Source organism: Corynebacterium sp. TAE3-ERU30 (assembly GCF_019209925.1).
Lineage (GTDB): Bacteria > Actinomycetota > Actinomycetes > Mycobacteriales > Mycobacteriaceae > Corynebacterium > Corynebacterium megadyptis.
On the sequence record NZ_JAHUTO010000001.1, the window covers coordinates 582,394 to 607,588 of the forward strand.

At 63.2% G+C, this 25,195-nt stretch carries 24 protein-coding genes and 1 riboswitch; of the genes, 9 read left to right on the top strand and 15 right to left on the bottom strand.

Annotated elements, in window-relative coordinates:
• The first annotated feature begins 43 nt into the window (after window positions 1–43).
• Entirely contained in the window at window positions 44–586 is a 543-nt protein-coding gene (pth, locus tag KR227_RS02495) for an aminoacyl-tRNA hydrolase (protein WP_218363561.1), read from the top strand.
• Here pth (KR227_RS02495) and KR227_RS02500 read toward each other — a convergent pair.
• Both KR227_RS02500 and KR227_RS02505 read right to left on the bottom strand, forming a co-directional pair.
• Entirely contained in the window at window positions 583–2,079 is a 1,497-nt protein-coding gene (locus KR227_RS02500) for an FtsX-like permease family protein (RefSeq protein WP_218363562.1), read from the bottom strand. The genes pth (KR227_RS02495) and KR227_RS02500 overlap by 4 nt on opposite strands.
• Window positions 2,076–2,822 (bottom strand): ABC transporter ATP-binding protein, encoded by a 747-nt coding sequence (locus KR227_RS02505; RefSeq protein WP_218363563.1) that lies wholly within the window; start codon window positions 2,820–2,822, stop codon window positions 2,076–2,078. The genes KR227_RS02500 and KR227_RS02505 overlap by 4 nt, the downstream gene beginning before the upstream one ends.
• Window positions 2,823–2,952: 130 nt before the next feature.
• On the opposite strand from KR227_RS02505, the gene KR227_RS02510 reads away from it, so the two are divergent.
• The 4 genes from KR227_RS02510 to KR227_RS02525 all read left to right on the top strand — a co-directional run bounded on the left by KR227_RS02510 (window position 2,953) and on the right by KR227_RS02525 (window position 6,684).
• Window positions 2,953–3,717 carry a sensor histidine kinase gene (locus KR227_RS02510; protein ID WP_218363564.1) on the top strand — a complete coding sequence of 255 codons (765 nt, stop codon included), beginning with the start codon at window positions 2,953–2,955 and terminating at the stop codon, window positions 3,715–3,717.
• Complete coding sequence (locus KR227_RS02515) at window positions 3,714–4,367, top strand: response regulator transcription factor (RefSeq protein ID WP_218363565.1); 654 nt, start codon at window positions 3,714–3,716, stop codon at window positions 4,365–4,367. The genes KR227_RS02510 and KR227_RS02515 overlap by 4 nt, the downstream gene beginning before the upstream one ends.
• A 22-nt stretch (window positions 4,368–4,389) precedes the next feature.
• Complete coding sequence (gene tpx, locus KR227_RS02520; protein ID WP_151530087.1) at window positions 4,390–4,890, top strand: thiol peroxidase; 501 nt, start codon at window positions 4,390–4,392, stop codon at window positions 4,888–4,890.
• A gap of 312 nt (window positions 4,891–5,202) precedes the next feature.
• Window positions 5,203–6,684, top strand: a complete 1,482-nt coding sequence (locus KR227_RS02525) for a sodium/glutamate symporter (protein WP_218363566.1) — start codon at window positions 5,203–5,205, stop codon at window positions 6,682–6,684.
• Between the two features lie 101 nt (window positions 6,685–6,785).
• Here the strand turns inward: KR227_RS02525 and KR227_RS02530 are convergent, their stop codons facing one another.
• The 3 genes from KR227_RS02530 to KR227_RS02540 all read right to left on the bottom strand — a co-directional run bounded on the left by KR227_RS02530 (window position 6,786) and on the right by KR227_RS02540 (window position 9,761).
• Window positions 6,786–8,240 carry a glyceraldehyde-3-phosphate dehydrogenase gene (locus tag KR227_RS02530; RefSeq protein WP_218363567.1) on the bottom strand — a complete coding sequence of 485 codons (1,455 nt, stop codon included), beginning with the start codon at window positions 8,238–8,240 and terminating at the stop codon, window positions 6,786–6,788.
• A gap of 187 nt (window positions 8,241–8,427) precedes the next feature.
• Window positions 8,428–8,607: a hypothetical protein gene (locus KR227_RS02535; protein WP_151530084.1), complete on the bottom strand. Its 180-nt coding sequence runs from the start codon at window positions 8,605–8,607 to the stop codon at window positions 8,428–8,430.
• A 152-nt stretch (window positions 8,608–8,759) separates the two neighbouring features.
• A complete protein-coding gene (locus KR227_RS02540) occupies window positions 8,760–9,761 on the bottom strand; it encodes a nitronate monooxygenase (protein ID WP_218363568.1) in 1,002 nt (333 codons plus the stop codon).
• A 31-nt stretch (window positions 9,762–9,792) separates the two neighbouring features.
• Between KR227_RS02540 and pth (KR227_RS02545) the strand changes: the two genes are divergently transcribed.
• Entirely contained in the window at window positions 9,793–10,458 is a 666-nt protein-coding gene (gene pth, locus KR227_RS02545) for an aminoacyl-tRNA hydrolase (RefSeq protein ID WP_370625139.1), read from the top strand.
• A gap of 17 nt (window positions 10,459–10,475) precedes the next feature.
• On the opposite strand, the gene KR227_RS02550 is transcribed toward pth (KR227_RS02545), so the two are convergent.
• On the bottom strand, window positions 10,476–11,426 hold the full coding sequence (locus KR227_RS02550) for a Sir2 family NAD-dependent protein deacetylase (RefSeq protein WP_218363570.1): 951 nt from the start codon (window positions 11,424–11,426) through the stop codon (window positions 10,476–10,478).
• Between KR227_RS02550 and KR227_RS02555 the strand changes: the two genes are divergently transcribed.
• Window positions 11,425–13,059: a peptide chain release factor 3 gene (locus KR227_RS02555; RefSeq protein ID WP_151548919.1), complete on the top strand. Its 1,635-nt coding sequence runs from the start codon at window positions 11,425–11,427 to the stop codon at window positions 13,057–13,059. The genes KR227_RS02550 and KR227_RS02555 overlap by 2 nt on opposite strands.
• A gap of 308 nt (window positions 13,060–13,367) precedes the next feature.
• On the opposite strand, the gene KR227_RS02560 is transcribed toward KR227_RS02555, so the two are convergent.
• A complete protein-coding gene (locus KR227_RS02560; RefSeq protein ID WP_218363571.1) occupies window positions 13,368–13,982 on the bottom strand; it encodes a DUF4282 domain-containing protein in 615 nt (204 codons plus the stop codon).
• A gap of 242 nt (window positions 13,983–14,224) precedes the next feature.
• Here KR227_RS02560 and KR227_RS02565 point away from each other — a divergent pair, with 242 nt between their 5' ends.
• Together KR227_RS02565 and pnuC are read left to right on the top strand one after the other, a co-directional pair.
• A complete protein-coding gene (locus KR227_RS02565; protein WP_218363572.1) occupies window positions 14,225–15,310 on the top strand; it encodes a hypothetical protein in 1,086 nt (361 codons plus the stop codon).
• A gap of 36 nt (window positions 15,311–15,346) precedes the next feature.
• Window positions 15,347–15,472: riboswitch (FMN riboswitch) on the top strand.
• A 149-nt stretch (window positions 15,473–15,621) separates the two neighbouring features.
• On the top strand, window positions 15,622–16,329 hold the full coding sequence (gene pnuC, locus KR227_RS02570) for a nicotinamide riboside transporter PnuC (protein ID WP_218363573.1): 708 nt from the start codon (window positions 15,622–15,624) through the stop codon (window positions 16,327–16,329).
• A gap of 199 nt (window positions 16,330–16,528) precedes the next feature.
• Here the strand turns inward: pnuC and KR227_RS02575 are convergent, their stop codons facing one another.
• The 8 genes from KR227_RS02575 to KR227_RS02610 form a co-directional block, all read right to left on the bottom strand.
• Window positions 16,529–16,834, bottom strand: a complete 306-nt coding sequence (locus KR227_RS02575; protein WP_218363574.1) for a hypothetical protein — start codon at window positions 16,832–16,834, stop codon at window positions 16,529–16,531.
• Window positions 16,835–17,106: 272 nt separating this feature from the next.
• Window positions 17,107–18,195, bottom strand: a complete 1,089-nt coding sequence (locus KR227_RS02580) for a 3-hydroxyisobutyryl-CoA hydrolase (RefSeq protein WP_218363575.1) — start codon at window positions 18,193–18,195, stop codon at window positions 17,107–17,109.
• 181 nt (window positions 18,196–18,376) lie between these two features.
• Complete coding sequence (ppk2, locus tag KR227_RS02585) at window positions 18,377–19,288, bottom strand: polyphosphate kinase 2 (protein WP_218363576.1); 912 nt, start codon at window positions 19,286–19,288, stop codon at window positions 18,377–18,379.
• Window positions 19,289–19,394: 106 nt separating this feature from the next.
• Window positions 19,395–19,721, bottom strand: coding sequence for a putative quinol monooxygenase (locus KR227_RS02590; protein WP_151530073.1), 327 nt, complete (start codon window positions 19,719–19,721; stop codon window positions 19,395–19,397).
• A 41-nt stretch (window positions 19,722–19,762) separates the two neighbouring features.
• Window positions 19,763–21,559 (bottom strand): ABC-F family ATP-binding cassette domain-containing protein, encoded by a 1,797-nt coding sequence (locus KR227_RS02595; protein WP_218363577.1) that lies wholly within the window; start codon window positions 21,557–21,559, stop codon window positions 19,763–19,765.
• 64 nt (window positions 21,560–21,623) lie between these two features.
• Entirely contained in the window at window positions 21,624–22,571 is a 948-nt protein-coding gene (locus KR227_RS02600) for a 4-(cytidine 5'-diphospho)-2-C-methyl-D-erythritol kinase (protein WP_218363578.1), read from the bottom strand.
• Window positions 22,568–23,488, bottom strand: a complete 921-nt coding sequence (rsmA, locus tag KR227_RS02605; protein ID WP_218363579.1) for a 16S rRNA (adenine(1518)-N(6)/adenine(1519)-N(6))-dimethyltransferase RsmA — start codon at window positions 23,486–23,488, stop codon at window positions 22,568–22,570. The genes KR227_RS02600 and rsmA overlap by 4 nt, the downstream gene beginning before the upstream one ends.
• Window positions 23,489–23,631: 143 nt before the next feature.
• Window positions 23,632–24,771 carry a resuscitation-promoting factor gene (locus KR227_RS02610; RefSeq protein ID WP_218363580.1) on the bottom strand — a complete coding sequence of 380 codons (1,140 nt, stop codon included), beginning with the start codon at window positions 24,769–24,771 and terminating at the stop codon, window positions 23,632–23,634.
• Window positions 24,772–25,195 lie beyond the last annotated feature (424 nt).

Genomic DNA, 25,195 nt, shown 5'->3' on the forward strand with positions numbered 1-25,195 from the left:
CCCGGAAACCGCTGCGGTATCGCTGCTACTAGGGTGAGGAACCATGGACAGTTTTATCGTGGTTGGGCTGGGAAACTCCGGCTCAAAATACGCCGAGACCCGCCACAATATCGGCTTCATGGTGGCCGATGAGTTGGCGGGCCGCGGGATGGCGTCGTCACGCTTTAGCGTGCATAAAAAATCCGGCACGCAGATCGCGGAGCTGCGCCTGGGCCAGCAGCGGCTCATCGTGGCCAAGCCACTGTGTGCGATGAACCTCAGCGGCCGGCCGGTGCAGGCCTTGGCGCGTTTCTTCTCGCTACCCCCGAGCAAGATCTTGGTGGTGCACGACGATATGGAGCTCGATTTTGGCCAGGTCGCGCACAAGATGGGCGGTGGCATGGCCGGCCATAATGGGCTGCGCTCGATCGCCCAAGCACTGGGAACTCAGGACTTTCCGCGCATTCGGGTGGGCATCGGGCGCCCGCCGGGTTCCCAGGCACCGGCGAGCTTTGTGCTCAAGCCCTTCAGTACCCGTGAGCGCCGCGAGCTGCCCTTTGTGTGCAGCGATGCAGCCGATCTGATCGAGCAGAGCGTCACTGGCTAGTCGGCGCGGCGCACCCGTTTCGCCCCGGCGAGCACTCGCGAACGCACCGGCAGAGTCACACTCAGTGCCACCACCATCACCACCGCACCGGCAACGACAATAGCGATCCATGAGGCGGGGTGTTCGAAAACGGTGGGATCGGTGTCAGTGAATTCCTGATAGCTGGAATAGGGCAAAAAGAGGATGCGGCCGAAGATGAAGGTCATCACACAGGTTCCCACGAGGGGGCCGAGCATCTCGAGCCACGAGACAGCCAGGCCGACGCGATTGGGCACGCCCATCTTGTGCAGCGCCAGGGTTTGGGGCGCGCGTTCGAACTCAGCGGAGCATTGATTCATCATCGCGGAAATACCGGCCAGAATGAAGGTGAAGGAGATGGTGAATATCACGCCGGTGGTGATGTCCCTATCAAACTCAGCAAACATCTGCGTGACTGCGTCTTGGATATTAGGGTCGCTGGGATTCTGAAAGGGTGCGGAGGCAAGAACCGCCACGATGAGCGAGACGGCTGCCACTCCGGAGACGCGTCGCCAGGCTTTCACCGGTTCCAGCGTTATCCGACGGGCCGGCCAGCTGACCAGCAGCCACGGGGCTCGGGCTAGCAGCCGCGATGCCAGCTGCATCACCAGCGGCATCACCAGATCCACGCTGAGCAGGAACACCACAATCACCGCCACAGATTTGGCGTATTGGGCCGGACCAGAACTCAGCCGCGGTGCGGGCGTGAGCAGGAACAATCCGATGGCGGCAATAAGCACGGCGATCCGCCAAAAGCGCAGGGCCCGCGGTGCGGAACGGCGCGATACTCCCAAGGGGGAAATATTGATCCGCACCAAACTCCACCAGGCCGAGAGCGTGACAAAACCTAGCAGCGCAATATCGAGCAGTGCATAAAGCCACAACGGCGCCAGGATTTCCTCATAGCGCACCGTGTCTCCTTGAAAGGACAGGCGCTGAAAGAATGGCAGCAGAAGCAATGTTCCGCCCGTGCCCAGCACCACACCCACCGCGGCCTGCACGAGGGTGTCGATTAGCCCCATGCGATTGACTTCCGCGCGGGAGAGCCCGAGCAGGCGGAAGCAGGCCAGTCGGCGTTCCCGCATCCGGGCCCCCAGCAGGGTGGCTGAGCTGGTAAGCGAGAGCACGGGGAAGATCAGCAGGGCGCAGGCGAAACCGGCCAGGAATACATAAAACCCGAGAAGCGTCGACATCGTGGGATCCGCAGCGATGGCGTGGACCGCGAGTTCGCGCGGGTGCTGTTCGCGGTAGACAAACATCCACGTGCCGGAGGCCACGATCATCACGATTGCGGTCACCGCGGTAAACGCTGCGATCGACAAGAGCGTCAAGAGCCCTGAGCCATCGCGCCGGCTCATGCGCGCAGAAAATACCTGGTAGGCAATCGAGCGCAGATTCGCCGCGCCACGATACACCCGCTGCGGCTGTGGGGCGCTGGTGGGCGCCGTGGAGGAGGCTGTGGTGGGGTTCATCATTGCCCCTCCCCGGCGCTGCGTCGCATAGCCGCGTGGGCGGTGGCGGTGCGGGTACGGGAGCCATCGATGGGCCGGTCCGTGTGTACCCGCCCATCGCGGATCTCGATGAGCCGGTCGCACCACTGCGCCACGTTGCTGTCGTGGGTCACCGTGAGCAGGGTGGAGCCGCTGCGCTCGACTAAAGCGGTGAGTAGCTGCATCACCTCATGTCCGGTGGCTTGGTCGAGGGCGCCGGTGGGCTCATCGGCGAAGATAATCGTCGGTTCGCCGGCGATGGCGCGGGCTACGGCCACGCGCTGGGCTTGGCCGCCGGAGATATTGCCGGGCAGCTTGCCGCCATGGCCGCTCATGCCCAGCTTCGCAAGCAATTCATCGGCCTGGCGCAGCGCCGCGCGGCGCGAGCTGCCGCGCAACTGTAGCGGCATGGCCACGTTTTCGCGGCTGCTGAGCTCGGGGATGAGCTGGCCGTCCTGGAATACGAAGCCGAAATCGTGCAGCCGGATGCGCGAACGCTCGGTGTCGCTGATGGTGGTGATATCACGCTGGTTGTAGATCACCGATCCCGCATCCGGTACCAGCACCCCGGCGAGGCAGTTCAGCAATGTCGATTTACCGGAGCCGGAGGGGCCCATCACGGCCACTGCCTCGCCGGCGCCGATCTCGAGGGAGATATCGTGGAGGACATGTTCCGCGCCGAAGCTCTTAGACAGGTTCTGCGCGCTGAGTAGTGAGTGTGTTGTCATATCTCTCATTCAAGGCTCTACGCTGGTCTTTCCCAATAACCTAGAGGCTAGTTTTCCACGTAGTCCTAGCACTACCCCCACCGGCCCCAGCACGGCGATGGCGGCCGGCGGCCCTTTTAGAATGGGAACCATGGCAGGTTTGTTTTCTCGATTCCGCATCCGGGCCGCTGGGCCTCGACGCGAGCGCGATGAGGAGATCCGCGAGCTCATTGATTCTCGTCGCACCATCGTGGATGCCTATGAGGTGGAGCGGCGGCGCATTGAGCGGGACCTGCACGATGGTGCCCAGCAGTCCTTCGTCGCGGCGGCGATGGCGTTGGGCGAGGCCGAGCTGGATCCCGCAGTGGAGAATAATCCGCAGCTGCGTGCTCTTTTAGAGCAGGCCCACCGCAATCTTGATGAGGGGCTGGCGGCCTTGCGGAGTACGGTGCGCGGGATTCATCCGCACATGCTCAGCGACGCCGGCTTGGTGGCCGCGGTGGAGGAGCTGCTGCAGTCGATGCCGCTGCGTTCCTCGCTGACCTGCCCGCATCCACTTCCCACCCTGCCGGAGGGGGTATTGGCCTGCGGGTATTTCTTTGTGTCTGAGGCGTTGAGCAATATCGGCAAATACGCCCCCGAGGCGCGGGTGGATGTGTTGCTCACGGTCGATTCCGGGCTGCGGATCTCGGTGCTCGATACCGGCCCGGGTGGCGCCCATATCGTCGCCGGTGGTGGCCTGCACGGTATCAAGGAACGTTTGGCGGCATTCGGGGGCACGATGGAGGTGAACTCGCCGCCGGGCGGGCCCACCCAGGTGGTGGCGGATGTGCCGCTGCTGCTACATCGCGGGGAGTCCGGCATCGTGCTCGGCACCCTCAGCTCTACAGCGGAGAGAAAGGATCGCTCGCTATGAATATTGTCTTGGCCGATGATTCCGGTCTGCTGCGCGAATCCTTGGCAGCCATGCTGGAACGCCAGGGCTTTCATGTGCTGGCGCAGTGCTCCTCTGCCGAGGAGATCATGCCGCTTATCGACGCCCACTCCGCGGAGATCAGCCTATTGGTCACGGATGTCCGCATGCCGCCGTCGATGAGCGATGACGGCCTGCACGCGGCCGTGGCGGTGCGGCAGCGCTACCCCGAGCTGGGCATCGTGGTCTGTTCCCAGTATGTGGCGCCGGCCTATGCCCGCACCGTGCTGGAGATGGCCGGTGGTGTGGCCGGCACCGGCTATGTGCTGAAGGATTCGGTGGGGCATGTCGCTGATTTCATCCGGACGCTACGCACGGTGGCTGCCGGTGGCATGGTGATTGATCCGCAGGTAGCCCAGGCCATGGTGCATTCCCAGCAGGGCATGAGTGATCTCACCGCCCGGGAAAGTGAGGTGCTGGCGCTCATGGCTCAGGGATTATCCAATCCGGAGATCGCGAGCCGTCTCGTGGTCTCAGGCGCGGCGGTGGCGAAACATATTGCCGCGATTTTTCAGAAGCTGGGGCTCTCCCCCGAGGAGGACAACCGCCGCGTCAAAGCGGTGCTGCGTTATCTCTCGGACGTCGGCGTCTGAGGTATTCGGGTACAAAGGAGACATGACTCTTCATACCGCTTTTAAAGGAAACCCCGTCACCGTCTCCGGCGAGCTGCCCGAGGTGGGCTCGCGTCTCGGCGAGTTCTCGCTGACGAATGACTCGCTCGAGACTGTCACCAATGCTGATTTCGCTGGGCGCCGCGTGGTGCTCAACATTTTCCCCTCGGTAGATACCGGCGTCTGCGCCGCTTCCGTGCGCCAGTTCAATGAGCTCGCCGCGGGTCTGGACAACACCGTGGTGGTCAATGTCTCCCGCGATCTGCCCTTCGCCTTGGCTCGCTTCTGCGGTGCCGAAGGCCTGGAGAACGTGCAGGTGGCCTCGGACTTCCGCCGTGGCTTCGGCGATAACCTCGGCCTGGTGCAAACCGATGGCCCGCTGGCCCAGCTGCTGGCTCGCGCCGTGATCGTCGTAGATGGCGAGGGCACCGTGCTGCACTCCCAGCTGGTAGAGGAGATCGCCACCGAACCGGACTATGAGGCTGCTCTCGCGGCGCTGCGCTAAGCACGCTTTCGGGGCAGTGCCCGCTTCTACCCGCCTTATTCCAGCCTGTCGTGCGTGGATGAGGCGGGTTTGTGTGTGCCCGGCTTCGCCGAGCACGGGATCACACTAGCCACGGTGTTCACCGATAGCGGCGCAGCCGCGGGCTGGAAAGCATGCACCACCTTGCAGGGACAACACCCCTGCATTCTCGGTGCCGTATCAGCTGTTCTATTTATTCCGCACAGCACAGGCTAATGTACTTCATTACTTCCCTGTTGTGTGCGGTGCGCCACATGTGCATCCCGGAAAATAGAAAAGGAGATCTCCTAAGCCATGACCCCCAACTCCGTTGGCTTTGCGCTCGTCGTGCTCTTAGTCGTGCTCTTCGTGGGCAAGGTCGTGCGTATGCGCGTTCGGTGGACGCAGAACCTCTTCCTGCCCAGCTCTATCATTGCTGGCACCCTCGCCCTGCTTCTCGGCCCCGAGGTGCTGGGCACGATCGCCAGCTGGTTTGGCGAGAATACCGCCACAGAGTATCTGCAGGCTGGTGGCCTCTTTGGCGAGGACATGCTCAGCGTATGGAAGACCCTGCCGGGGCTGTTGATCTCTGTCGTCTTCGCCACCCTCTTCTTGGGCCAAAAGCTGCCCAAGCCCAAAGAGGTCTATCACTTGGCCGGCCCGCAGCTCTCGGTGGGCGTGGCCTTCGCCTCTGGCCAGTATGTGGTGGGCATGCTGCTCGCCATGCTGGTGCTGGCTCCCCTGTTTGGGATGTCCCCCATGGCTGGTGCGCTCATCGAAATCGGCTTTGAGGGCGGACACGGCACCGCCGCCGGCATGATCGACGTCTTCCACGAGGTGGGCTTCCCCGAGGGCGGCGATCTCGCCGTGGCCGTGGCCACCGTGGGCCTGGTGGGCGGCATCGTGATCGGCGTGGGTGTGATCAACTGGGCTATCCGCACCGGCCGCACCACCATCGTCACCGAGGTCAAAGACCGCTCTCTCGAAGAGCAGCGTGGCCTCTTCCGCCGCGATGAGCAATACACCGCCGCGATGATGACCTCTCGCCCCTCCTCCATCGAGCCGATGTCCCTGCACGCCGCATTCATTGGGCTGTCCATCCTCATCGGTATCTGCATCCTCGAGTTCCTGCAGTGGGTGGAGCAGATGCTGTGGGCAGATAAGGTCGAGCTGCTGCGCTATGTGCCGCTCTTCCCGATCGCCATGATCGGCGGCATCATCGTGCAGATCCTGCTGAATAAAACCGGCTATGACTACCTGGTGGATTCCAATATGATGCTGCGCCTGCAGGGCCTGGCGCTGGATATGCTCATCGTGGCCGCACTCGCCACCATCTCCCTGCAGGCAATCGCCGATAACTTCTGGCCCTTCGTGCTGCTGTGCGTGGGCGGCATCATCATCAACGTCGTCATCTTGCTGTGGCTGGTGCCGCGCACCATCCCCTCCTACTGGCTCGAGCGCGGTATCGGCGACTTCGGCCAGTCCATGGGTGTCACCGCTACCGGCCTGATCCTCATGCGCATCGCCGACCCCGATGGCGAAAGCCCCGCCTTCGAGGCCTTCGGCTATAAGCAGCTGGTATTCGAGCCCTTCTTCGGCGGCGGCGTGATTACTGCGCTCGCTGTGCCGATCATCTACCAATTCGGCCCCGGCTGGATTCTGGGCCCCATGCTGGCGCTATTTATCGCCGCGGTGGCGTGGAGCTTGCTCTATTGGGCGAAGAAGAGCAAGGACCCACACGCCGAGAAGCTGGTACAGCGCAAGCAAGAATCTGGCTCTTCCCCCGAGCCGGTCTAAACCCCGTCACCGGCTGGGCTGCAGAGCCCGCCGAGTCGGCGTCGATAAGCGCCACAACGCCCCACCCGAAACCGAGGGTGGGGCGTTGCTTTCTGCAGGTATTAGTCCAGCTCAGAGAGCGCGCGACGCGGCGGATAGACGCGCGGCCGAGTGCCGGCGATCTCCTCCACGATGCGGATCACCTGGTTGGAGTAGCCGAACTCGTTGTCGTACCACACATAGAGCACCAGGTGATTGCCGGTGGCGATGGTGGCCAGACCATCGACGATACCGGCGTGGGTGGAGCCGATGAAGTCATTCGACACCACCTCAGGCGACTTGATGTAGTTGATCTGCTGGCGCAGCTCGGACTTCAGCGACACGGTGCGCAGGTAGTTATTCACCTCATCGGCGTCCACGTCCTTCTTCATGGTGAGGTTCAGCACCGCCATGGACACATCCGGGGTGGGCACGCGAATGGCATTGCCGGTGAGCTTGCCTTCCAGCTCCGGCAGGGCCTTCGCCACGGCCTTCGCCGCGCCGGTAGAGGTGAGCACCATGTTCAAGGTGGCGGCACGGCCGCGGCGCTCGCCCTTGTGGAAGTTATCGATCAGGTTTTGATCATTGGTGAAGGAGTGCACGGTCTCCACGTGACCGAACTCCACCCCATAGCGGTGGTCGATGGCCTTGAGCACCGGGGTGATGGCATTGGTGGTGCAGGACGCGGCGGAGAGCACCTCGTCCGAGTCCTCGATATCGGTGTGGTTGATGCCGTAGACGATGTTTTTGATATCGCCCTTACCCGGGGCGGTGAGCAGCACCTTGGATGCCCCCTTGGACTTGAGGTGCTGGGACAGCCCGGCGCGGTCACGCCACACACCGGTGTTGTCCACCACGATGGCGTCGTTGATGCCATAGGCGGTGTAGTCCACCTCTTCGGGGCTATTGGCGTAGATCATCTGGATGGGGGTGCCATTGGCCCAGATGATTTCCTTCTCCTCATCGATGGTGATCGATCCCTCGAAGGCGCCGTGGATGGAGTCGCGGCGCAGCAGCGAGGCGCGCTTGGCGATGTCATCCGCACACTTCTTGCGCACCACCACAGCGCGCAGGCGGGTGCCCCGCCCCTGGGCCTCGCGGGCGACGAGGATGCGGGCCAATAGCCGACCAATACGGCCGAAGCCATAGAGCACCACATCGCGCTGCACATCGGTGCCCTTATCACCGATCACATCGGCCAGCTGCTCCTCCAGGTAGGCACGCAGATCGCCACCATGCTTCTTGTGGCCGATGGCCAGGCGGGCAACGTCAATGGAGGCAGTGCCGAGATCCATCTCCAGCAAGGTCTGGAAGACAGGCAGGGTGTCTTCCAAGGGCAGCTCGCGCTCCACCACGCGGCGAGCATAGCGGTGCATCTTGATGATCTCGATGTCCGACGGATTCACCAGCAGACGGCCGAAGATTGAGGTGACCACATTCTTCTCGCGGTGTAGGCGGCCGATCAGTGGGATCATCTGCTCCGCGAGCTCGATACGCTTGCTCCAGTCGCTGGGGTTGGGGGTGTGGGCGTCGGTCATAGTGACGTTCTTATCCTCCGCTAGTGATGGGTGAATGGTTCAATGTCCACCTCAAACGGTAGCGAAGATGTGGTTTTCAGGGGGCCGTTTTCACCCCACTTTCTCACCTGTCGGGGGACTTTTATGTCTGTTCTCCCCCATCCGGTCACGCGGATGTGAGCCACCCCCTACTCGGCTGTGATCCGCGCTACCACTTACGCGCTTTGGCGATCGCCTTCTTCAGCGCCTTATCGTCCAAATCCAAGGCATTGGCCTTGCGCAGCCGATGGCACACCACCGGACACGAGCAGCAGCGCTTCTTGGAACGGCAACACTTCTTCTTCGTCTTGCCCTTCTCCAAATTGCGGCGAACCTTCTCCAGCTTCATCCTTGCCCCTCCTTCGCGCTCATCGATGCTTATCGACGCCACCTCGCGCCGCGTCCCCGCGATCCACAGACAGCCGGCCTGATTACCATAGCCTTAACTAGTGAAAGTCTAGCTGACCTAAGTGGCGTGGGGGCGGGAATCACCCAGCGTTCTTAGCGGCGGCTGGCGGCGGATGTCAGCTGCTGCACGATCTCGGCGGCAGGGGCCTCGAGGCAGTCGTTCACTCCTTCCCCAGCGAGGCAATAGGCCCAGGCTCGGCTCGCCTTCTGCCCCGCTGGGGCGGGAGCGAGATGCGGAAACACCGGCGGCATGGTGGCCGCAGCGTGTTCGTCCACCCCCGTGATCACCCCACGGGCCACTCGCCCAGTGAAGGCGCGCGTGGCAGCGGTGCGCAGCTGGCCCTCGCGCAGAATCGCACGATTGCTCTCGGAGGTGCCGGCTTCCTCGGCCAAGAGGAAGGCAGTGCCGCAGGACACCGCCACCACGCCCTCGAGTGCCAAGGCATCCGCCACAGCCTCTGGGGTACTCAGCCCGCCGGCGGCGATGAGCGGCAGCTCGCAGCCGGCCGCGACGGCGGCACAGAGCTCCGGCAGGCTCATGGTGGTGGGCTCATCCTCCTGCTTCCAGGTGCCGCGATGCCCGCCGGCGCTGGCTGCCTGCACGATCACCGCATCCGCTCCCACCAGCTGAGCCTGCCGGGCCTCATCGGGGCTGGTCACAGTCACCCACGCCTCAATCCCGCGCTCCTGGGCCTGCTGCACCTCCGCGGCAGAAAAGCAGCCAAACATGGAGCTCACCACCAGGGGCCGCGCCTCGAGCACGGCCGCGAATTTCTCCTCCCAGCCGAAGCTATAGTCCACCTCAGATGTCCAACGGCTGCCCAGCGCGGCGGCGCACTGCTCGTGGGAGTGGGTCTCGAGGTAGCGCGGCCGCGGATGCGGGGCGAAAAGATTGACTCCCACGTTGAGCCCGCCGGCGAGCTTCGCGGCAGTGGCCATATCCTCCCGCAAAGCCTCCACACTGGCGCGCCCCGCCGCGAGGAAACCGAGGTGCCCGGCATTCCACAGCGCCGCCGCCAGCTGTGGGGTCGATGGCCCACCCGCCATAGGGGCGGCAATAAGTGTGATTGTCCGATCCTGCAGGAGATGACTCATAGCTGTCGAGCCTATGTGCAAGAATCGATGCGTGCACCGATTTGAAAACCTCAGCGACTCCCTCCGCTCCTTCTTCGCTCGCCTCGGCTCGCGGACTCCCACCCCCACCACGAGCCTGCCCGAGCGCATCGACTACCTGATTCTGGGACTGGGCAACCCCGGTAGTAACTATGAGGCCACTCGGCACAACGTGGGCTACATGGCCATCGATGACATCTTGGCGCGCCGCGGCGATATCCTCACCCCGGTCGCCGGTGCCCCCTTGAGCATCGCCGCCCTGGAGCATGAGGGCCGCAGCATTGTGCTGGCCCGCTCGCATACCTATATGAATAACTCGGGCGAGGCGATCGAGGCTCTCCACCGCCACCTCGAGCTGGACGCCGAGCACGTGATCGTGATCCACGATGAGCTGGATCTTCCCGCCGGGACGGTGAAAATCAAACGCGGCGGCAATGAAAACGGCCACAACGGGCTGAAATCGCTCAGCGCCGCGTTGGGCACGCGGGACTATGTGCGGGTGCGCATCGGCATCGGCCGCCCACCGCAGAGCGAACCGGTAGCCATCCCCGTGTGGGTGCTCGGGCCTATCGATCCCTCCCCAGAGATGGAGCAGGCCATTGCTCGGGCCGCCGAGGGCGCCTGGCTAGCTGCTAGCGACTCGCTCAGCGCCGCGCAGAATACGACCAACCGGCGCTAGTCTCGCTGCCTCGCAGCTCAGGCCAACCCGGTGGCGTCGATCACCGCATCGAAGGCCTGCCGCACGTCGCTGCGCCATAACACCGCAGCGCGGGTATCGGCCCGCCCGGGCCCGCCATTAATCACCACTACCGGCTTCCCGGCGCGCTGCGCCTCGATGGCGAAACGATAGCCGCTCATCACCGCCAGAGAGGAGCCAGCCACCAGCAGGAAATCGGCCTCCTCCACGAGGGCATGGGCCGCCGCCTTCCGCTTCGGGTCCACCGGTTCGCCGAAGTAGATCACATGGGGTTTGAGCACCTGGGAACCACAGTAGGGGCAGCCCACTAGGTGAAAACTCGCAACGATCTCCTCATCAAGGGCAACATCGCCATCGGGGTTCACCGCACCGCGCCTAGCTTCGGCTTTTTCAATGTAGCCGGGATTGGCGGCATGCAGGCGGGCGTCGATAAGCGATCGTGGCATGATTGCCCCGCAGCTCAAGCACTCGATGCGGGAGAGATCGCCGTGGAGTTCCACCAGGCTTGTGCTGCCGGCGGCGCGGTGGAGGCCATCAACGTTTTGGGTAATCACCCCAGTGATCAGACCCGCAGCTTCTAGCTCCACCAGCTGATAGTGCACCGAGTTCGGCCGAGCTGCGGCCATGTGCCGCCACCCCACAAAGGCCCGCGCCCAGTAGCGGTGCAGGGCGGCGCGATCATAGCGAAACTCCTGATAGGTCATCGGCCGCGACCGGGCGAGCGAGCCCTGCGGCCCGCGATAATCCGGAATGCCAGAGGGCGTGGACACCCCCGCACCGGTGAGCACAGCGGCGCGCCCGCTGGCGAAGAGCTCCGCGATCTGTGCCACCGCCTCCGCAGGCGGGGTGGGCGGAGCCGTCTCATCCACTACGCGCTGAATCGAACGCACCGCAGAGGCATGTGTGCGAGCGATTGATTCAGACACCGAGGCGTTAAGATGAAACACCATGAGCAGAGTAGTTGACGAGGCCTCGCGCCGCAGAACCTTCGCCGTGATCGCACACCCCGACGCCGGTAAATCCACCCTGACCGAGGCGTTGGCGCTGCACGCGCACATGATCGCCGAAGCCGGCGCGGTGCACGGCAAGGCCGGGCGTAAAGCCACCGTCTCCGACTGGATGGATATGGAAAAGGAGCGCGGCATCTCTGTCGCCAGCTCCGCTCTGCAATTCGAGTACGCGCCCGAAGGCCACCAGGGCGAGCCCTACATGATTAACCTAGTGGACACCCCCGGCCACGCCGACTTCTCTGAGGACACCTACCGCGTGCTCACCGCCGTGGATGCCGCGGTGATGCTTATCGACGGCGCCAAGGGCCTCGAGCCCCAAACCCTCAAGCTCTTCCGCGTGTGTAAGGCCCGCGGCCTGCCCATTGTGACCGTGGTGAACAAATGGGACCGCGTGGGCAAAGAGCCGCTGGAATTGATGGATGAGATCGTGTCCGAGATCGGGCTGCAGCCTACCCCGCTGTTCTGGCCGGTGGGCGCCGCCGGTGATTTCCGGGGCCTGGCCCGCATCAACTCCGATGGCGAGGCGGAGGAATACATTCACTTCCTGCGCACCGCCGGCGGCTCCACCATTGCCCCCGAGGAGCACTACAGCCCCGAAGAAGCCGCCGCCAAAGAAGAGATGGCGTGGGAAACCGCCGCCGAGGAAGTCGAACTCATGGCCGCCGATGGCGCGGTGCATGACCCCGAGCTGTTCCTCGAGTGCACCACCTCCCCCACCATTTTCGCCTCGGCGATGCTCAACTTCGGTGTGCACCAGATCCTCGATGCCCTTTGCGCTCTGGCGCCGCAGCCCGCGCCCCGTTCCGCGGACCCGGCCGTGGTGGCCGCCGCAACCTCTGCCATCGACGATCACCGCGATCTGGACAGCGACTTCGCCGGCGTGGTCTTTAAGGTGCAGGCCGGCATGGATCGCAAGCACCGCGATACCCTCGCCTTCATGCGTGTGGTCTCCGGCGAGTTCGACCGCGGCATGCAAGTAACCCACGCCCAGTCTGGGCGCAGCTTCTCCACCAAGTACGCGCTCACCGTCTTCGGCCGCACCCGCGACACCGTGGACACCGCCTATCCCGGCGATATTGTCGGCCTCGTCAACGCCGGCTCGCTCGCCCCGGGTGACACCATCTACGCCGGCCGGAAAGTGCAATTCCCGCCCATGCCGCAGTTCGCCCCCGAGCACTTCCGCACCCTGCGGGCGAAAACCCTGGGCAAGTACAAGCAGTTCCGTAAAGCGCTGGAACAGCTGGACTCCGAGGGCGTGGTGCAGATCCTGAAAAACGAGGCCCGCGGCGACGCCGCCCCCATTATGGCTGCTGTCGGCCCCATGCAGTTCGAAGTGATGCAGGCCCGCATGGATGTGGAATACAACGTGGAAACCATCACCGAGCCGGTCCCCTACTCGGTGGCGCGACGCACCACCGCCGCCACCGCGCCCGAGCTGAATAAGCAGCGCGGCGTGGAGATCTTCACCCGCACCGACGGCGAACTCATCGCTCTCTTTGGCGACAAGTGGCGCCTGAGCTTCATTGAGAAGGAACACCCCGAGTTCGAGCTCTTCCCGCTGGTGGCGGACTAGCTCGACACCGAGGCTAGGGTGCAGGGGTGCTAGTGAGCCTTGCTCTCGTGCTTACCATCGCACCACTGCTCCGGCGGCACCGTCGCCTTTACTTGGGCGATATGCTCACCACACCCAGCCCACGTGGTCTTATGGCAGGTGGGACACGGCACAGGACGGCACATAGCAGTACTCCTTGATTCTCGGTAGAACTCTTTCTACCTGCGATAATACCCCTTGGCGGCGAGGTAAAAGACACAGATGAGGGCCGCTGCCTGATGGCAACGGCCCCCTTCTAGTCACAGCGCCCGCATGCGGGAGGTGCTGTTTTAGCGCCCCACGGTGGCTTCGCGCAGCGCAGAGGTGTTCTGAGCAGTGCGCACCAAGGCGATGTTCATCTCCAGCGCCAGGCGCACGCCCACGATTTGCAGCAGCGCCGGAATCCAGCCGAATAGCAGAGCGATGATAGCGAAGAAAGTCGCCATGGCGCCCACTTCCGAGTCGCCGACATCCGAGGCCACGAACAGCCAGATAAACACCCAGAACACATAGCCCAGAAGCGCCAGCACGATATTGACCAAGTGGATGGCCTTGGCAAACTTGATGGTGATGAAGCTCGAAAAGCTGAAATCAAACAGCGCCTGCAAGAAGTTCTTCGACTCCGCGCCTACGGCGTTGAGCTGAGGAAAGCCAGCGGAGTCTGAACCAGCCGCCGGCCCCTGCTGGGTGGCGTTGGACTGCTGGTTCCCAGCACTGGGGTAGAACGGGGCCGCACCCTGCTGGTTGGGCTGCTGGTTAGCCTGCGGGGTGGTGTACTGGGTATAAGGCTGGTCACTCTGCGGGGTGGCCTGCTGGTTGGTGTTCTCCGCCGAGAACGCGCCCGGATTCTCCTCGCCCTGGTTGTGCTCGCCCTGGTTGTCCTTGGGCGAATACTGGTCGTTCATGGATAGATGATCCCCTCTGATTCTCAGATCGAATGAATGCCTGCGCCGCGAATGCGCCGGTCATAGCGTATATATACGAGCGGTTAGGCTAACGAACATACACTGCGAGGTCAATCATTTCCCTGCGGCCTTCGCCCTCACGCGGGGGGCTGCGTTTCTGCTACCACGGCGGTGGTGGCGGGTGCGGGGTGGCGTCGATAAGCATCCCGCTCAGCGGCGGAAGCTAGGTAGAATGCGGGCTTGTGACTATCCCCGCACCACGCAGCATTGCTGAACTCCGCGCCGACGGCTACTTTCATCAAGCCTGTCTCGACGCCGCCTTCCTGCCCACTCTATCCACGGCGATGGCGGTGGAGGCCGGCGATACCGACGGCGAGAACGTGCAGATCCGGCTCAGTTTCTCTGGGCACCGCCCCACTGAGCTCACCGGTCAGCGCCTCGCCAAGATCCTGCCCACTGGGGTGTGGCAGTGGCTGCACCCGCGTATCGCAGAGGCGGCCGAGGAGTTCGCCATCCCTGAACTCGAGCACGAATGGGTGGCGCCCCGACCACCAGAGCTGGATCTTGAGACCGCAGCACGGCTGCTTGCAGACGATGCGGGCGACGATGCTCAGACCGACGATGCCACTGCACCGCACGCCTATCGCAGCCTCGCCACCGCGGAAGAACTCGCGGCCGCGATACGCACCCTCTTTTCCAATGACCCCGTACTCTTTTTGCCCACCGCCGATGGCGCCACCATCATGGCCACTGTTCCCGCTGCCGCTGCCGCAGATTGTCACCGCACCCTCTTTCACGCTGGCGCCTTCATGCCGGCGTCACCGGATATGGATCGCAGTATCGATGGGCTGGCTCGGCTATTCGAATGCGAGTATCGGCCCTGCGGCGCGGGCTGCTATGAGCTGCGGGTGGCTGGGCAGATCGTGGGGGTAAGCACCCGCGAGTCCATCGTCGTTGACTATGGCCACGGCATGAGCTTTGCCCAGGTGCTGCGCGACGCCCAACAGGTGCCAGCCAGCTACCCGCCCGCCACCGATCCTTCCGTGACTGCCCATCCGGCGATCGTCCAGATGGCACACACCAACGGCATCCCCGCGCTGCTGCGCATCGAGGGCGCCCAGTCCGCGACTCTGACTGCGGATATCCACCGCGCCCGGCGATGTGTGCTCTATCGCAGCGGGGCGATGCCGCCGCAACCGGCGGTACCACCTGGGATGCCACCGCAGGGCTCGGTGTCGCAGGGCTCGGTGCCGCAGGCCCCGCAGAACCCCGCGGGTGCCCCTCGCGGCGATGACACTACCCCCGTGTCCCAACCTCCATCGACCTAGTTTCTGTGCCCGCCCGCGCTCACGCGCTATAGTGAGAGGCGTTCTCAGGGCGGGGCGTAATTCCCCACCGGTGGTAATAGTCCACGAGCCGCAGCTTCGGCTGTAGCAGACTCGGTGAAACTCCGGGACCGACGGTAATAGTCCGGATGGAAGAGAACCTAGGCGCTGAGCGCGCCGCGCTAGGCGAGACTGCCACCCTGCTGTGGCCTGTAGTCTCGGGGGCGCGGTGGCTGCGATGCTGACCTATGTTGTGTTTCACCTGAGGATTTGTTTTCTGCTCAACCGAAACATGAAAGCGTGTAGGTCAGCGAATGAATCCTATAGTCGAGCTTCTTGATGCCACCGTCATCATCGGTGGTGCTCCTATTCTGTGGCGCGAAATCATCGGCAATGCTTTTGGTATTGGCTCCGCCATTTTTGGTTTGAAAAGGCGCGTATGGGCGTGGCCGGTGGGCATCATCGGCAATATCTTGCTCTTCACCGTCTTCCTCGGCGGCGTGTTCCACACACCGCAAAATCTTGATCTCTACGGCCAAGCGGCCCGCCAAGTGATGTTCTTGGTGGTCAGCGCCTATGGCTGGTACGGCTGGCAGCGCAACCTGAACAAGCGGGATCGCTCCTCCGATCAAGCCGCCGTGGAGCCACACTGGGCCACACCGCGGCAACGCCTCGCCATCCTCACCTTCATGGTGATCAGCACCGTCGTCTGCGCCCAGATTTTCTCCGCGCTTGGCTCGTGGGGGCCGTGGGCGGATGCGTGGATCTTCTCCGGCTCGCTTCTGGCCACCTTTGGCATGGCCAAGGGCTGGATCGAGTTTTGGCTGCTGTGGCTCAGCGTGGACATCGTCGGCGTACCGCTGCTGCTCGCCGCCGGCTACTACCCCTCGGCCGTGCTCTACCTCGCCTATGGCGGGTTCGTGGCGTGGGGATTCGTGGAATGGTCTCGCATGGAGCGTCGTCGCCGCAACCAAACCAGCGCGGCGTCCACCGAGGCAGAACTCAGCCACAGCGCAGCCTAACAGAGAACTGTTGGCCCTATTCGCGGCATGTGAGGGGTGCTTAACGCACAGTTAAGGCTTAGAGGAAGTCATCATCAACCGTAGAGAGTGATGGTCAGGTATCGGCAAGCAAAAATTGAGGAATCCGATGCTCCGTGGAGGAGTGGTCAGCGGACGCAGAAAATGAGCGTGACGTCCCTAGTGTGCCGAGCGACGACTCTTAATAGAGAAATTCGCCGCAGCTGGCGCACACTTGCTCCCCTTCTTCGTATATCATTCCACAGCAATAGGCTGGGGAGCTGTAGTTCCAAGCGTCAAGCTCGATGTAGCAATCTTTACAGATGTCACTCAGATAGGACGGGTCGCCTTCAGACAAAGTAATGTCGACCCCGATGAGGTCGTCGCTCTCTGTTCCGCAGTAATCACACGTTGTAACTTCGCTCTCGACAACTGACTCTTCTTCAGTTTCGCTATCGCTGTTCTTTCCGAATATCCGGCTAAAGAAACTCATGGCTTGTCCGTTCATGAAGCAAGGCTGTTTTGTTTACCTTAACATGCCTCTAGGGACTCCGGCGGGTTCTTCATGGACGTTCTCCTCATGGGGACAAGATTGAAACCGGCGGTTACCTGCCGCTTCTGTAGTGCCTATCAGCTGGCCAGTATCGTACTCACGTCCTAGGTTCGGGGAAGCCGCAGCCGGTGGCGGCCAGTGGCGACCAAAGGCGGCCCAGCGCATAGGACAACGCAGCCGGCCAGGCTCATGCGCACTCGGTCGGCTGCGTTGTTCTTCTGTAGCGGCTACTTCACGGCAGCGCGGTATTTCTCCACATCCACCTCGGCGGTCGTGGCCGGATCGAAGACGGCATCGCGGCCCTTATCCACCAGTACGGCACGCACGCCCTCGACAAAGTTCTTGTCCTCGCGCAGCACCTTGCCCACGGCGAACTCATTGGCCAGTGCCGCCTGCACATTCTCCACGCGCTCGTTGGCATCCATCAGCTCCATGGTGGCCACCAAAGACGCGGGGTTGGCTTGGGCCAGGTGGCCGCGGACGAGGTCTTGGAACTCCTCGCTGGGGCACTCCTGCAGCTTCGCTACTACCTCTTCCCACGAGGCAGCATCAAAGACCGTCTCGATATGCTCCATGAGCTCGGCCAGCTGGGATTCGCCCGCAAGCGGCTCGGCGAAACTATCGATCACCGCGTTCATGCCGTCGGCGTCCGCGGCCGATTCCAGCGCCTCGCGGAGCTGCTCGAACTTCTCCGAGGGCACATAGTCAGTGGCGAGACCCGACCACATCATGTCCTGCGGGCTCAGCCGCCAGGTGGTGAGCACGAGGAACTTGGCGAGCGGGAAGGAATGGGAGCCGGTGGCGTTGACCATGCGCTGGAAGGCGTAGGTGACGCCCACATCGGGGCAGAAACCGATCGCCATCTCCGGCATGGAGGCCCAAGAGCGCTCCGAAACCACGCGCCGGCTGCCGTGCACCGAGACGCCCAGGCCGCCGCCCATGACGATGCCATCAATGAGGGCGATATAGGGCTTGGGGAAGTCCACCACCGCCGCGTTCATGGCGTACTCGACGTCTAAGAAGCGATCTCCCACCTCGGGCTGGCCGGCAAGGATAGCCTCGCGGATCACCCGCACATCACCACCGGCACAGAAGGCCTTGGGGTTGTTGGAGTAGATCACTACTCCGGACACGGCATCATCCTCGCGCCACTCGTCGAGGGCGTCGTGAATGATCTGACACATCTCGGTGTCGAGGGAGTTGAGGCTCTTCGGGCGGTTGAGCTCTAAGAAGCCGACCGAGCCACGAACCTCTGCGATTACTGTTTTCTCTGCTGCGGCACACTGGGTGCCTGTAGTGGAATTTTCTGTAGTCATATACACAGTGTGTCACAAAATGCCAAATGATGTGGCGGCGAACACTAATTCTGGGCTACGCCCACAGCGTCCATAGCTGCGGGTTCTTCTCTCCCGCGGGTGTGTCGCGCAGGATGCAGAAAAACGCGCACCCTCCCCACTGGTGCGGGGAGAATGCGCGCGAGGCTGCGGCGGGTGGGCGCTATTTCTTGTCTTTCTTGTCTTTCTTGGACTTCTTCGACTTCTTGCTCTTCTTGTCCTTCTTCGAGCCGCCCTCGACCTTGCGCTTTTCCAGCTGCGCGGCCACATCCGGCACATAGCGGAAATCGGAGCGCGGCGGCCGGTCGTAGTTGGTTTCCGACTCTGGGCGCTCGGGGATCTCCGGCAGCTCGCGGTCGATCTTCTCATAGGGAATCGTGGACAGCAGATGGCTGATCACGTTGATGCGGGAGCGCTTCTTATCCTCGGATTCCACGGTGTACCACGGCGCGGAGGGGATGTCGGTGTGGATGAACATCTCATCCTTGGCGCGGGAGTAGTCCTCCCAGCGGGTGATGGATTGCAGATCCATCGGCGAGAGCTTCCAGCGGCGCAGCGGATCATTGCGGCGCGAGCGGAAGCGCTTCACCTGCTCCTCATCAGAGACGGAGAACCAGTACTTGCGCAGCATGATCCCGTCTTCCACCAGCAACCGCTCGAAGATGGGGGCCTGGTGCAGGAAGCGACGGTACTCTGCGGAGGTGCAAAAGCCCATCACGCGTTCCACGCCGGCGCGGTTGTACCACGAACGGTCAAAGATCACGATCTCACCGGCGGTGGGCAGGCGCTCAATATAGCGCTGGAAGTACCACTGGCCCTGCTCGCGGGAGTTCGGCGCGGGCAATGCCTCGATGCGGCAGGTACGCGGGTTGAGGTACTGGGTGATGCGCTTGATCGCGGAGCCCTTGCCGGCGGCGTCGCGGCCTTCCATGACGATCACCACGCGGGCACCGGTTTCCACCACCCACTGTTGCATGTCTACCAGTTCGGCTTGGAGGTGCTTCAGCTCTGCCTCATAGGCCTTTTTCGATAGCTTCGGCGGGTCAGTGAAATCCTGTGTGTCCTTCTTGCTCATGCTCACCAGAGTACCTGAAGAATCGCTGAAAAAATCAGCCTATTCAGCATTAAGGGGCCAGTCCACGCTGTGTGTCCTGGCCCCGTATGCCGATACGGTTCGGCTATTACTCCTCCACGGAGAATTCAGCCATCTTATCCCACTCGGTTTTGCCCTCGATGAGGGTGTTGATGATCTCCGGGGTCTTCACCAGCAGGCGCGGCATATCCACGCAGGCCTTCTGGAAGTGATCGGAGTTGACGTGCGGCTCCGCGGCATCGTCCTTGAAGCCCTCGATGAGGATATAGCTGTTCGGTTCGTCGGTGGAGCGGTACCACTCAAAGAAGAGATTGCCCTCCTCGGCGCGGGTGGCCTCGGTGAACTCGGCGACTTCCTGGCGGAAGGTCTCCACGTACTCGTCCTTGACGGTGAATTTCACATTGATCAAGATCATGGCCCCAGCCTACGAAAAAACCGCACCCACGGCCACCAGCGCTAGGCTTCCATCTGCTCGCCCAACTCTAGCCACTGCATTTCCAGCTCCTCGGCGCGAGCTGCCGCATCCTTGAGCTTGGCGTCCAGCTCGATCATCGCCTCCTGATCCACCGCCTGCGCCGCGGCGGCCATTTTTTCATTGAGGGAATCGATCTCCGCGCGCACCTTATCCAGCTTGCGCTCGGTGGCGGATAGCTTCTTTGACAGCTCCCGCCACTGCTTCTGATCCATCTTCTTTTCGCTTGACGACGCCTCCTTCGTGCCCACATTCAGTGGCCCCGAGCCTTCCGCCGCTGCCATCTCATCGCGGCGGGCGAGATACTGCTCAATTCCGCCCGGCAGGTTGGTGAGCGCACCATCGCCAAACAGCGCCCACGTGGAATCCGCGATGCGCTCAATCAAGTAGCGATCGTGGGAGATCACCACCAAGGTGCCCGGCCAAGAGTCCAACAAAGATTCCAACTCTTGCAGGGTATCGATATCGAGATCGTTGGTCGGCTCGTCGAGAAGCAGCACATTGGGCTCCGCCATGAGCACACGGGTCAGCTGTAGCCGCCGCCGCTCGCCGCCGGAGAGATCCTTGATCGGGGTGCGCTGACGCTTGGGGGAAAAGCCCAGGCGCTCCGCCAGCTGCGAGGCCGAGAGCTGTTTTTTGCCGAGTTCCACATAGCTGGCCACATCCTCCACCGCATCAAGCACGCGGCGCTCGGGATCGAGGTCATCTAATTCTTGGCGCAGCCAGCCCAGCCGCACCGTTGTGCCCTCGATGCGGCGCCCAGCATCAAGGTCATGCTCCCCCGCCAGCGCCCGCAGCAGGGTGGTTTTGCCCGAGCCATTCACCCCGACCAGGCCGATGCGCTCGCCCGGCGCGAGCCGCCAGGTGAGATCCTGCACCAGCACCCGGCCATCGGGGGTGGAGATTGTGGCGTCTTCGAGTTCGATGACCACTTTGCCTTGGCGGCGCTTGGAGAAGGCCATGAGCTCCACGGTGTCGCGCGGGGCCGGCACATCGGAAATCAGCGCCTCCGCGGCTTCAATCCGGTAGCGCGGCTTCGAGGTGCGGGCCGGTGCACCGCGACGCAGCCACGCCAGTTCCTTGCGGGCGAGGTTGCGGCGGCGCTGTTCCATCGCATCTGCCTGGCGGGCGCGCTCGGCGCGGGCGAAGGTCCAGTCGTTATAGCCTCCCTCATACACGTCCACGGTGCCGTCGTGGACCTCCCAGGTGTGGGTGGCCACGGTGTCGAGGAACCAGCGATCGTGGGTAACCACCACCACCGCGAGATTGCGCTGGAGCAGATGATCGGCCAACCAGCGCACGCCTTCCACGTCCAAGTGGTTGGTGGGCTCATCGAGCACCACCAGATCCAGCTCGCGCACCAGCGCCGCAGCCAGGTGGGTGCGACGACGCTCACCACCCGAGAGCGCGGAGACCGGGGTATCCAATCCGAGATCCACGATCCCGAGGCCCGAGAGCACGTCACGCACCTTGGCATTGGAGGCCCACTCATAGGTTTCTAGCCCCAGCTGCTCCAGCACGACCTCCCCCACGGTGCGGGTATCGTCCAGCTTGGCCCGCTGCGTCACCACGGCCAGGCGCAGCTCCTTATTGTGGGAGACCCGTCCCGAATCTGGGTCCAGCTGCCCGGAGAGGATCTCAATGAGGGTGGTTTTACCGCCTCCGTTCAGCCCCACCACGCCGATCCGATCGTGCGATTGCACGCCAAGGCTCACGGAGTCGAGCAGGGTCTTCATCCCGAAGCTCTGGGTGACATTTTCTAGGTTGATCAAATTAGCCACGTCGGCAGGTATGTCCTTCTCACTAGTCGGCGTCGAACGATGGGCGAACTACGGTAGATACGGCTTAAGACTCGAGTGTTTCTATACCGCGAGTCACGGTGTGGACGGCGAAGGCGTCGAAAACGGTGCCCGAATCGCGCAGCTCCTCAGCCACGGCCTCGGCCGCCTCGGCGCTCTCGCACAGAAATGCCGTGGTGGGCCCCGAGCCGGAAACGATACCGGCGAGTGCCCCCGCGGCCGTGCCGGCGGCGAGGGTGGCCCGCAGCGCCGGCATCAACGACAGCGCCGCCGGCTGCAAGTCATTGTGTAGCTGCCGCGCCACCGCGGCCGGATCGCCGCTGAGTAAAGCGGTAGCTAGGGCGCTGGTATCGGTGCTGGGCGCGCCGGCCTTGCCTGCCTGGCGCATCTCATCGAGCTTGCGAAATACCTCGGGGGTGCGCAGCCCCTGTTTCTGAATCCCCAGGGCCACGTGATAGGTGCCGCGGCTGAGCATCGGCACCAGCTGCTCCCCGCGGCCAGTGCCCAGCTGCGTGCCACCTACGAGGCTAAAGGGCACATCCGAGCCGAGCTCGGCGGCGATCTCTAGCACCCGCTCCTGTGGCAAGGGGGCGTAGCCCTGGAGCGCATGCAGCACGGCGGCAGCATCCGCGGAGCCGCCGGCCATGCCGCCAGCGGTGGGGATCCCTTTGTGGATGTGGATATCTATCACCGGCAGGGTGATCTCCGGGTTCTGTCTGCGTAGCTCCTGCAGATAGCGGGTGGCGGCGCCCACCACGAGATTGCTGGCGTCGAGCGGCACCGCGCTAGCGGCCAGGCCCGAGGCGCTCACCGCGCCCACATACTCGCTCAACCGCGCCGGCTCCGCAGCAGGGCTGAGCCGCACCACATTGTGGTTGGACAGGGATTGAAACACGCTCGTCAGCTCGTGGAACCCATCCTCGCGGACCTCCCCTACTCCGAGAAAGAGGTTGATCTTGGCGCAGGCCCGCACCGAGGTGCTCGCGAAGCTCATTCCGCGGCCTCCTCTCGGGCGGCTAGGGCGATATCGACGAACTCTCGCACCCCGAGGCGTTCGCCGCGCAATGTGGGATCGATGCCGGCGCGGCTAAGAATCGCCGCGCTGCGCTCGCCCGAGCCGAAATGCCCGGAGAGTGCGGCGCGCAGGGTTTTGCGGCGCTGGGCGAAGGCGGCATCCACGATGGGAAATACCTCCGCGGCACTCGCCTGCCAGGGCATGTTCTCGCGCTCATAGCAATCGATACGCACCAGCCCAGAGTCGATCTTCGGGGCCGGCCAGAACACGTTTTTGCCCACCAGCCCGGCGCGGCGCACCTGGCCGTAGTAGGCGGCCTTCACGCTGGGCACTCCATAGATTTTGCTGCCCGGCGCGGCGGCGAGCCGATCGGCCACTTCTTTTTGCACCATCACCAATACCCGCCGCAGGGAGGGAAACTCCGCCAGGATGTGCATGAGTACCGGCACGGAGACGTTATAGGGCAAGTTGGCCGCCAATACCGTCGGTGCCACGGCGCAGTCACTGCGCTGGAACTCCAAGGCATTGCGATTGTGCACGCTGAGGGTGGATGCGGCGGCACCGGCGCGGGCGGCGGCGGTGGCCGGTAGCTCTCCGGCGAGCCGCGGATCGATCTCCACGACCGTCACCGAGCGGGCCACCTCCAGCAATCCGAGAGTGAGCGAACCAAGCCCTGGGCCGATCTCGATCACATCGTCTGTGGCGGTGATCTCGGCGGCGGCGATGATCATCCGGACGGTGTTGGGATCGTGCAGGAAGTTCTGCCCCAGCTTCTTCGTCGGGCTCACATCGAGTTTCTCGGCGAGCTCGCGAATCTCCTTCGGGCCAAGCAGCTGGACGGCGCTGCCCTGCGGGGACACTCCCCCATCCTCGGCATGCGGCGGTGCGGTAGTCATAGTTTCTTCAGTGTAGTGGCTGATCGCGCGCCACCCATTACCGAGGCGGCGGAGATAGCACGAAGCGCCCACCACAGAGGGTGGGCGCAGCAGACAGCGGGCGCGAGCAGGTACTCGCCGGCCCGCCCGAGCGAGCAGGGTGCTTAGCGAATGCCCAGCTTGGCGGTGCAGGCGGGCCATGCGCCCCAGCCCTGCGCGGCCTGTACCCGCTGGGCCACGGCGATCTGCTGCTCGCGGGTAGCCTGGCCGGCGGTGGGGGCGTACTCGCCGCCGCCATAGGCCTGCCAGGTGGAGGGGGCGAACTGCAGGCCACCGGAGTAGCCATTACCGGTGTTGATGCTCCAGTTGCCACCGGACTCGCACTGGGCGAGCTGATCCCAGACGCTGCCGCCGGCCACGGCCGGAGCGGCCGGCTTCACGCCGCGCTTGATGGTGGCGGGAGTGGAGGGGCGCAGTTCCTTTGTCTTGATTGTCACCGAAGCCACCTCTTTGCCATTGACGAGGGTGACCTTGCGGGTGATCTCTCGCTCGCCCGGGGTGGCTTCGCGCTCCACTACTTCGCTGCCCTGTTCCAGGTTGGCATCATCGACGTAGACCGGATCGGCGGTGAAGGACTCGGTATCGGTCACTTCCTTTTCTTCCACCCGGGTGATGTCGATGGTCATTCCGCGCTTCAGCGGCGTATCGAGGGCGGGGCTTACCTCATCCTTATCGCCCAAGGTGATGCCGCGCTCCTTGAGCACATCCCCCACGGTGCGCTCGGCCACCTTGGAATAGGTCACGGAACCGCCATCGTTAATGGTGATGATCTTGGACTTCACCACATCCACAGTGAGCCCGTCGCGGGGAATCACGGTGGTGCCGTCGAGGGAGATGAGATCGGAGGGATCCACCATGCCGAGCTCGGCCAGCAGCTCATCCACAGTCAGCGCAGTGGAATCAACGGTCTTTTCTTCGCCGTCAATCACCAGCGCAACCTGCTTGGCGCTACGCACGGTGATCGCCTGATCATCAGTGATCGCACTCTCTGGGCTGGGGCTCACGAGATCACGGTCGGCGGCCGGAATATCAGCCTCATCCAGCGCGGCACCGACAGTATCGGAGGCGGTAGCGAGATTAATGGTCTCACCATTGAAATCAATGGTGACATCATTTTTGCTCACCGCATTGGCGGAGACCACACCACCGACCAGCAAGGTGGCCAACATGCCGCCGGTGGCGACACGGAGCGGAGTCGAGCTAGAGCCGGTGCCGTTAATGCGAGCCTTGGTGCGGTGTCCCATGAAAGCCAGTGTTCCCTTCACCCTTAAGGTGTCGTGTGGTTGTTGTGTCGTGGCGCTCAGGTGGGGAGATACATTTGGGTGTTTCTCCCCCGCTGGCGCAATGGATGTAACAGTACGGTAACAATTCTGTGATGTCTAGAGAACGCTGTCTCCAGAACGCGCGAGTCTTATATTCCAGACCATGCAGTTGAAGCGCCGTCCTCAGCATAACCACAGCCGTCACACCCGCCCCTGCCCTCTCAGCTGTGCCGGTTGTGCGAAGAATATTCCCCTCTGCACCGCCGTTGCGCCACCCCCGCTCGCTCGGAGTGTTCTTAGACACAGCCGACGCTCAGCCAGGTGGGCTGCACCGGGTGGGCGCGCGTTAGGATGAGAATTCTCCCCGTGCGCTCCGCTGCGAGCCCCCTGGGGGAAGAAATGCCGC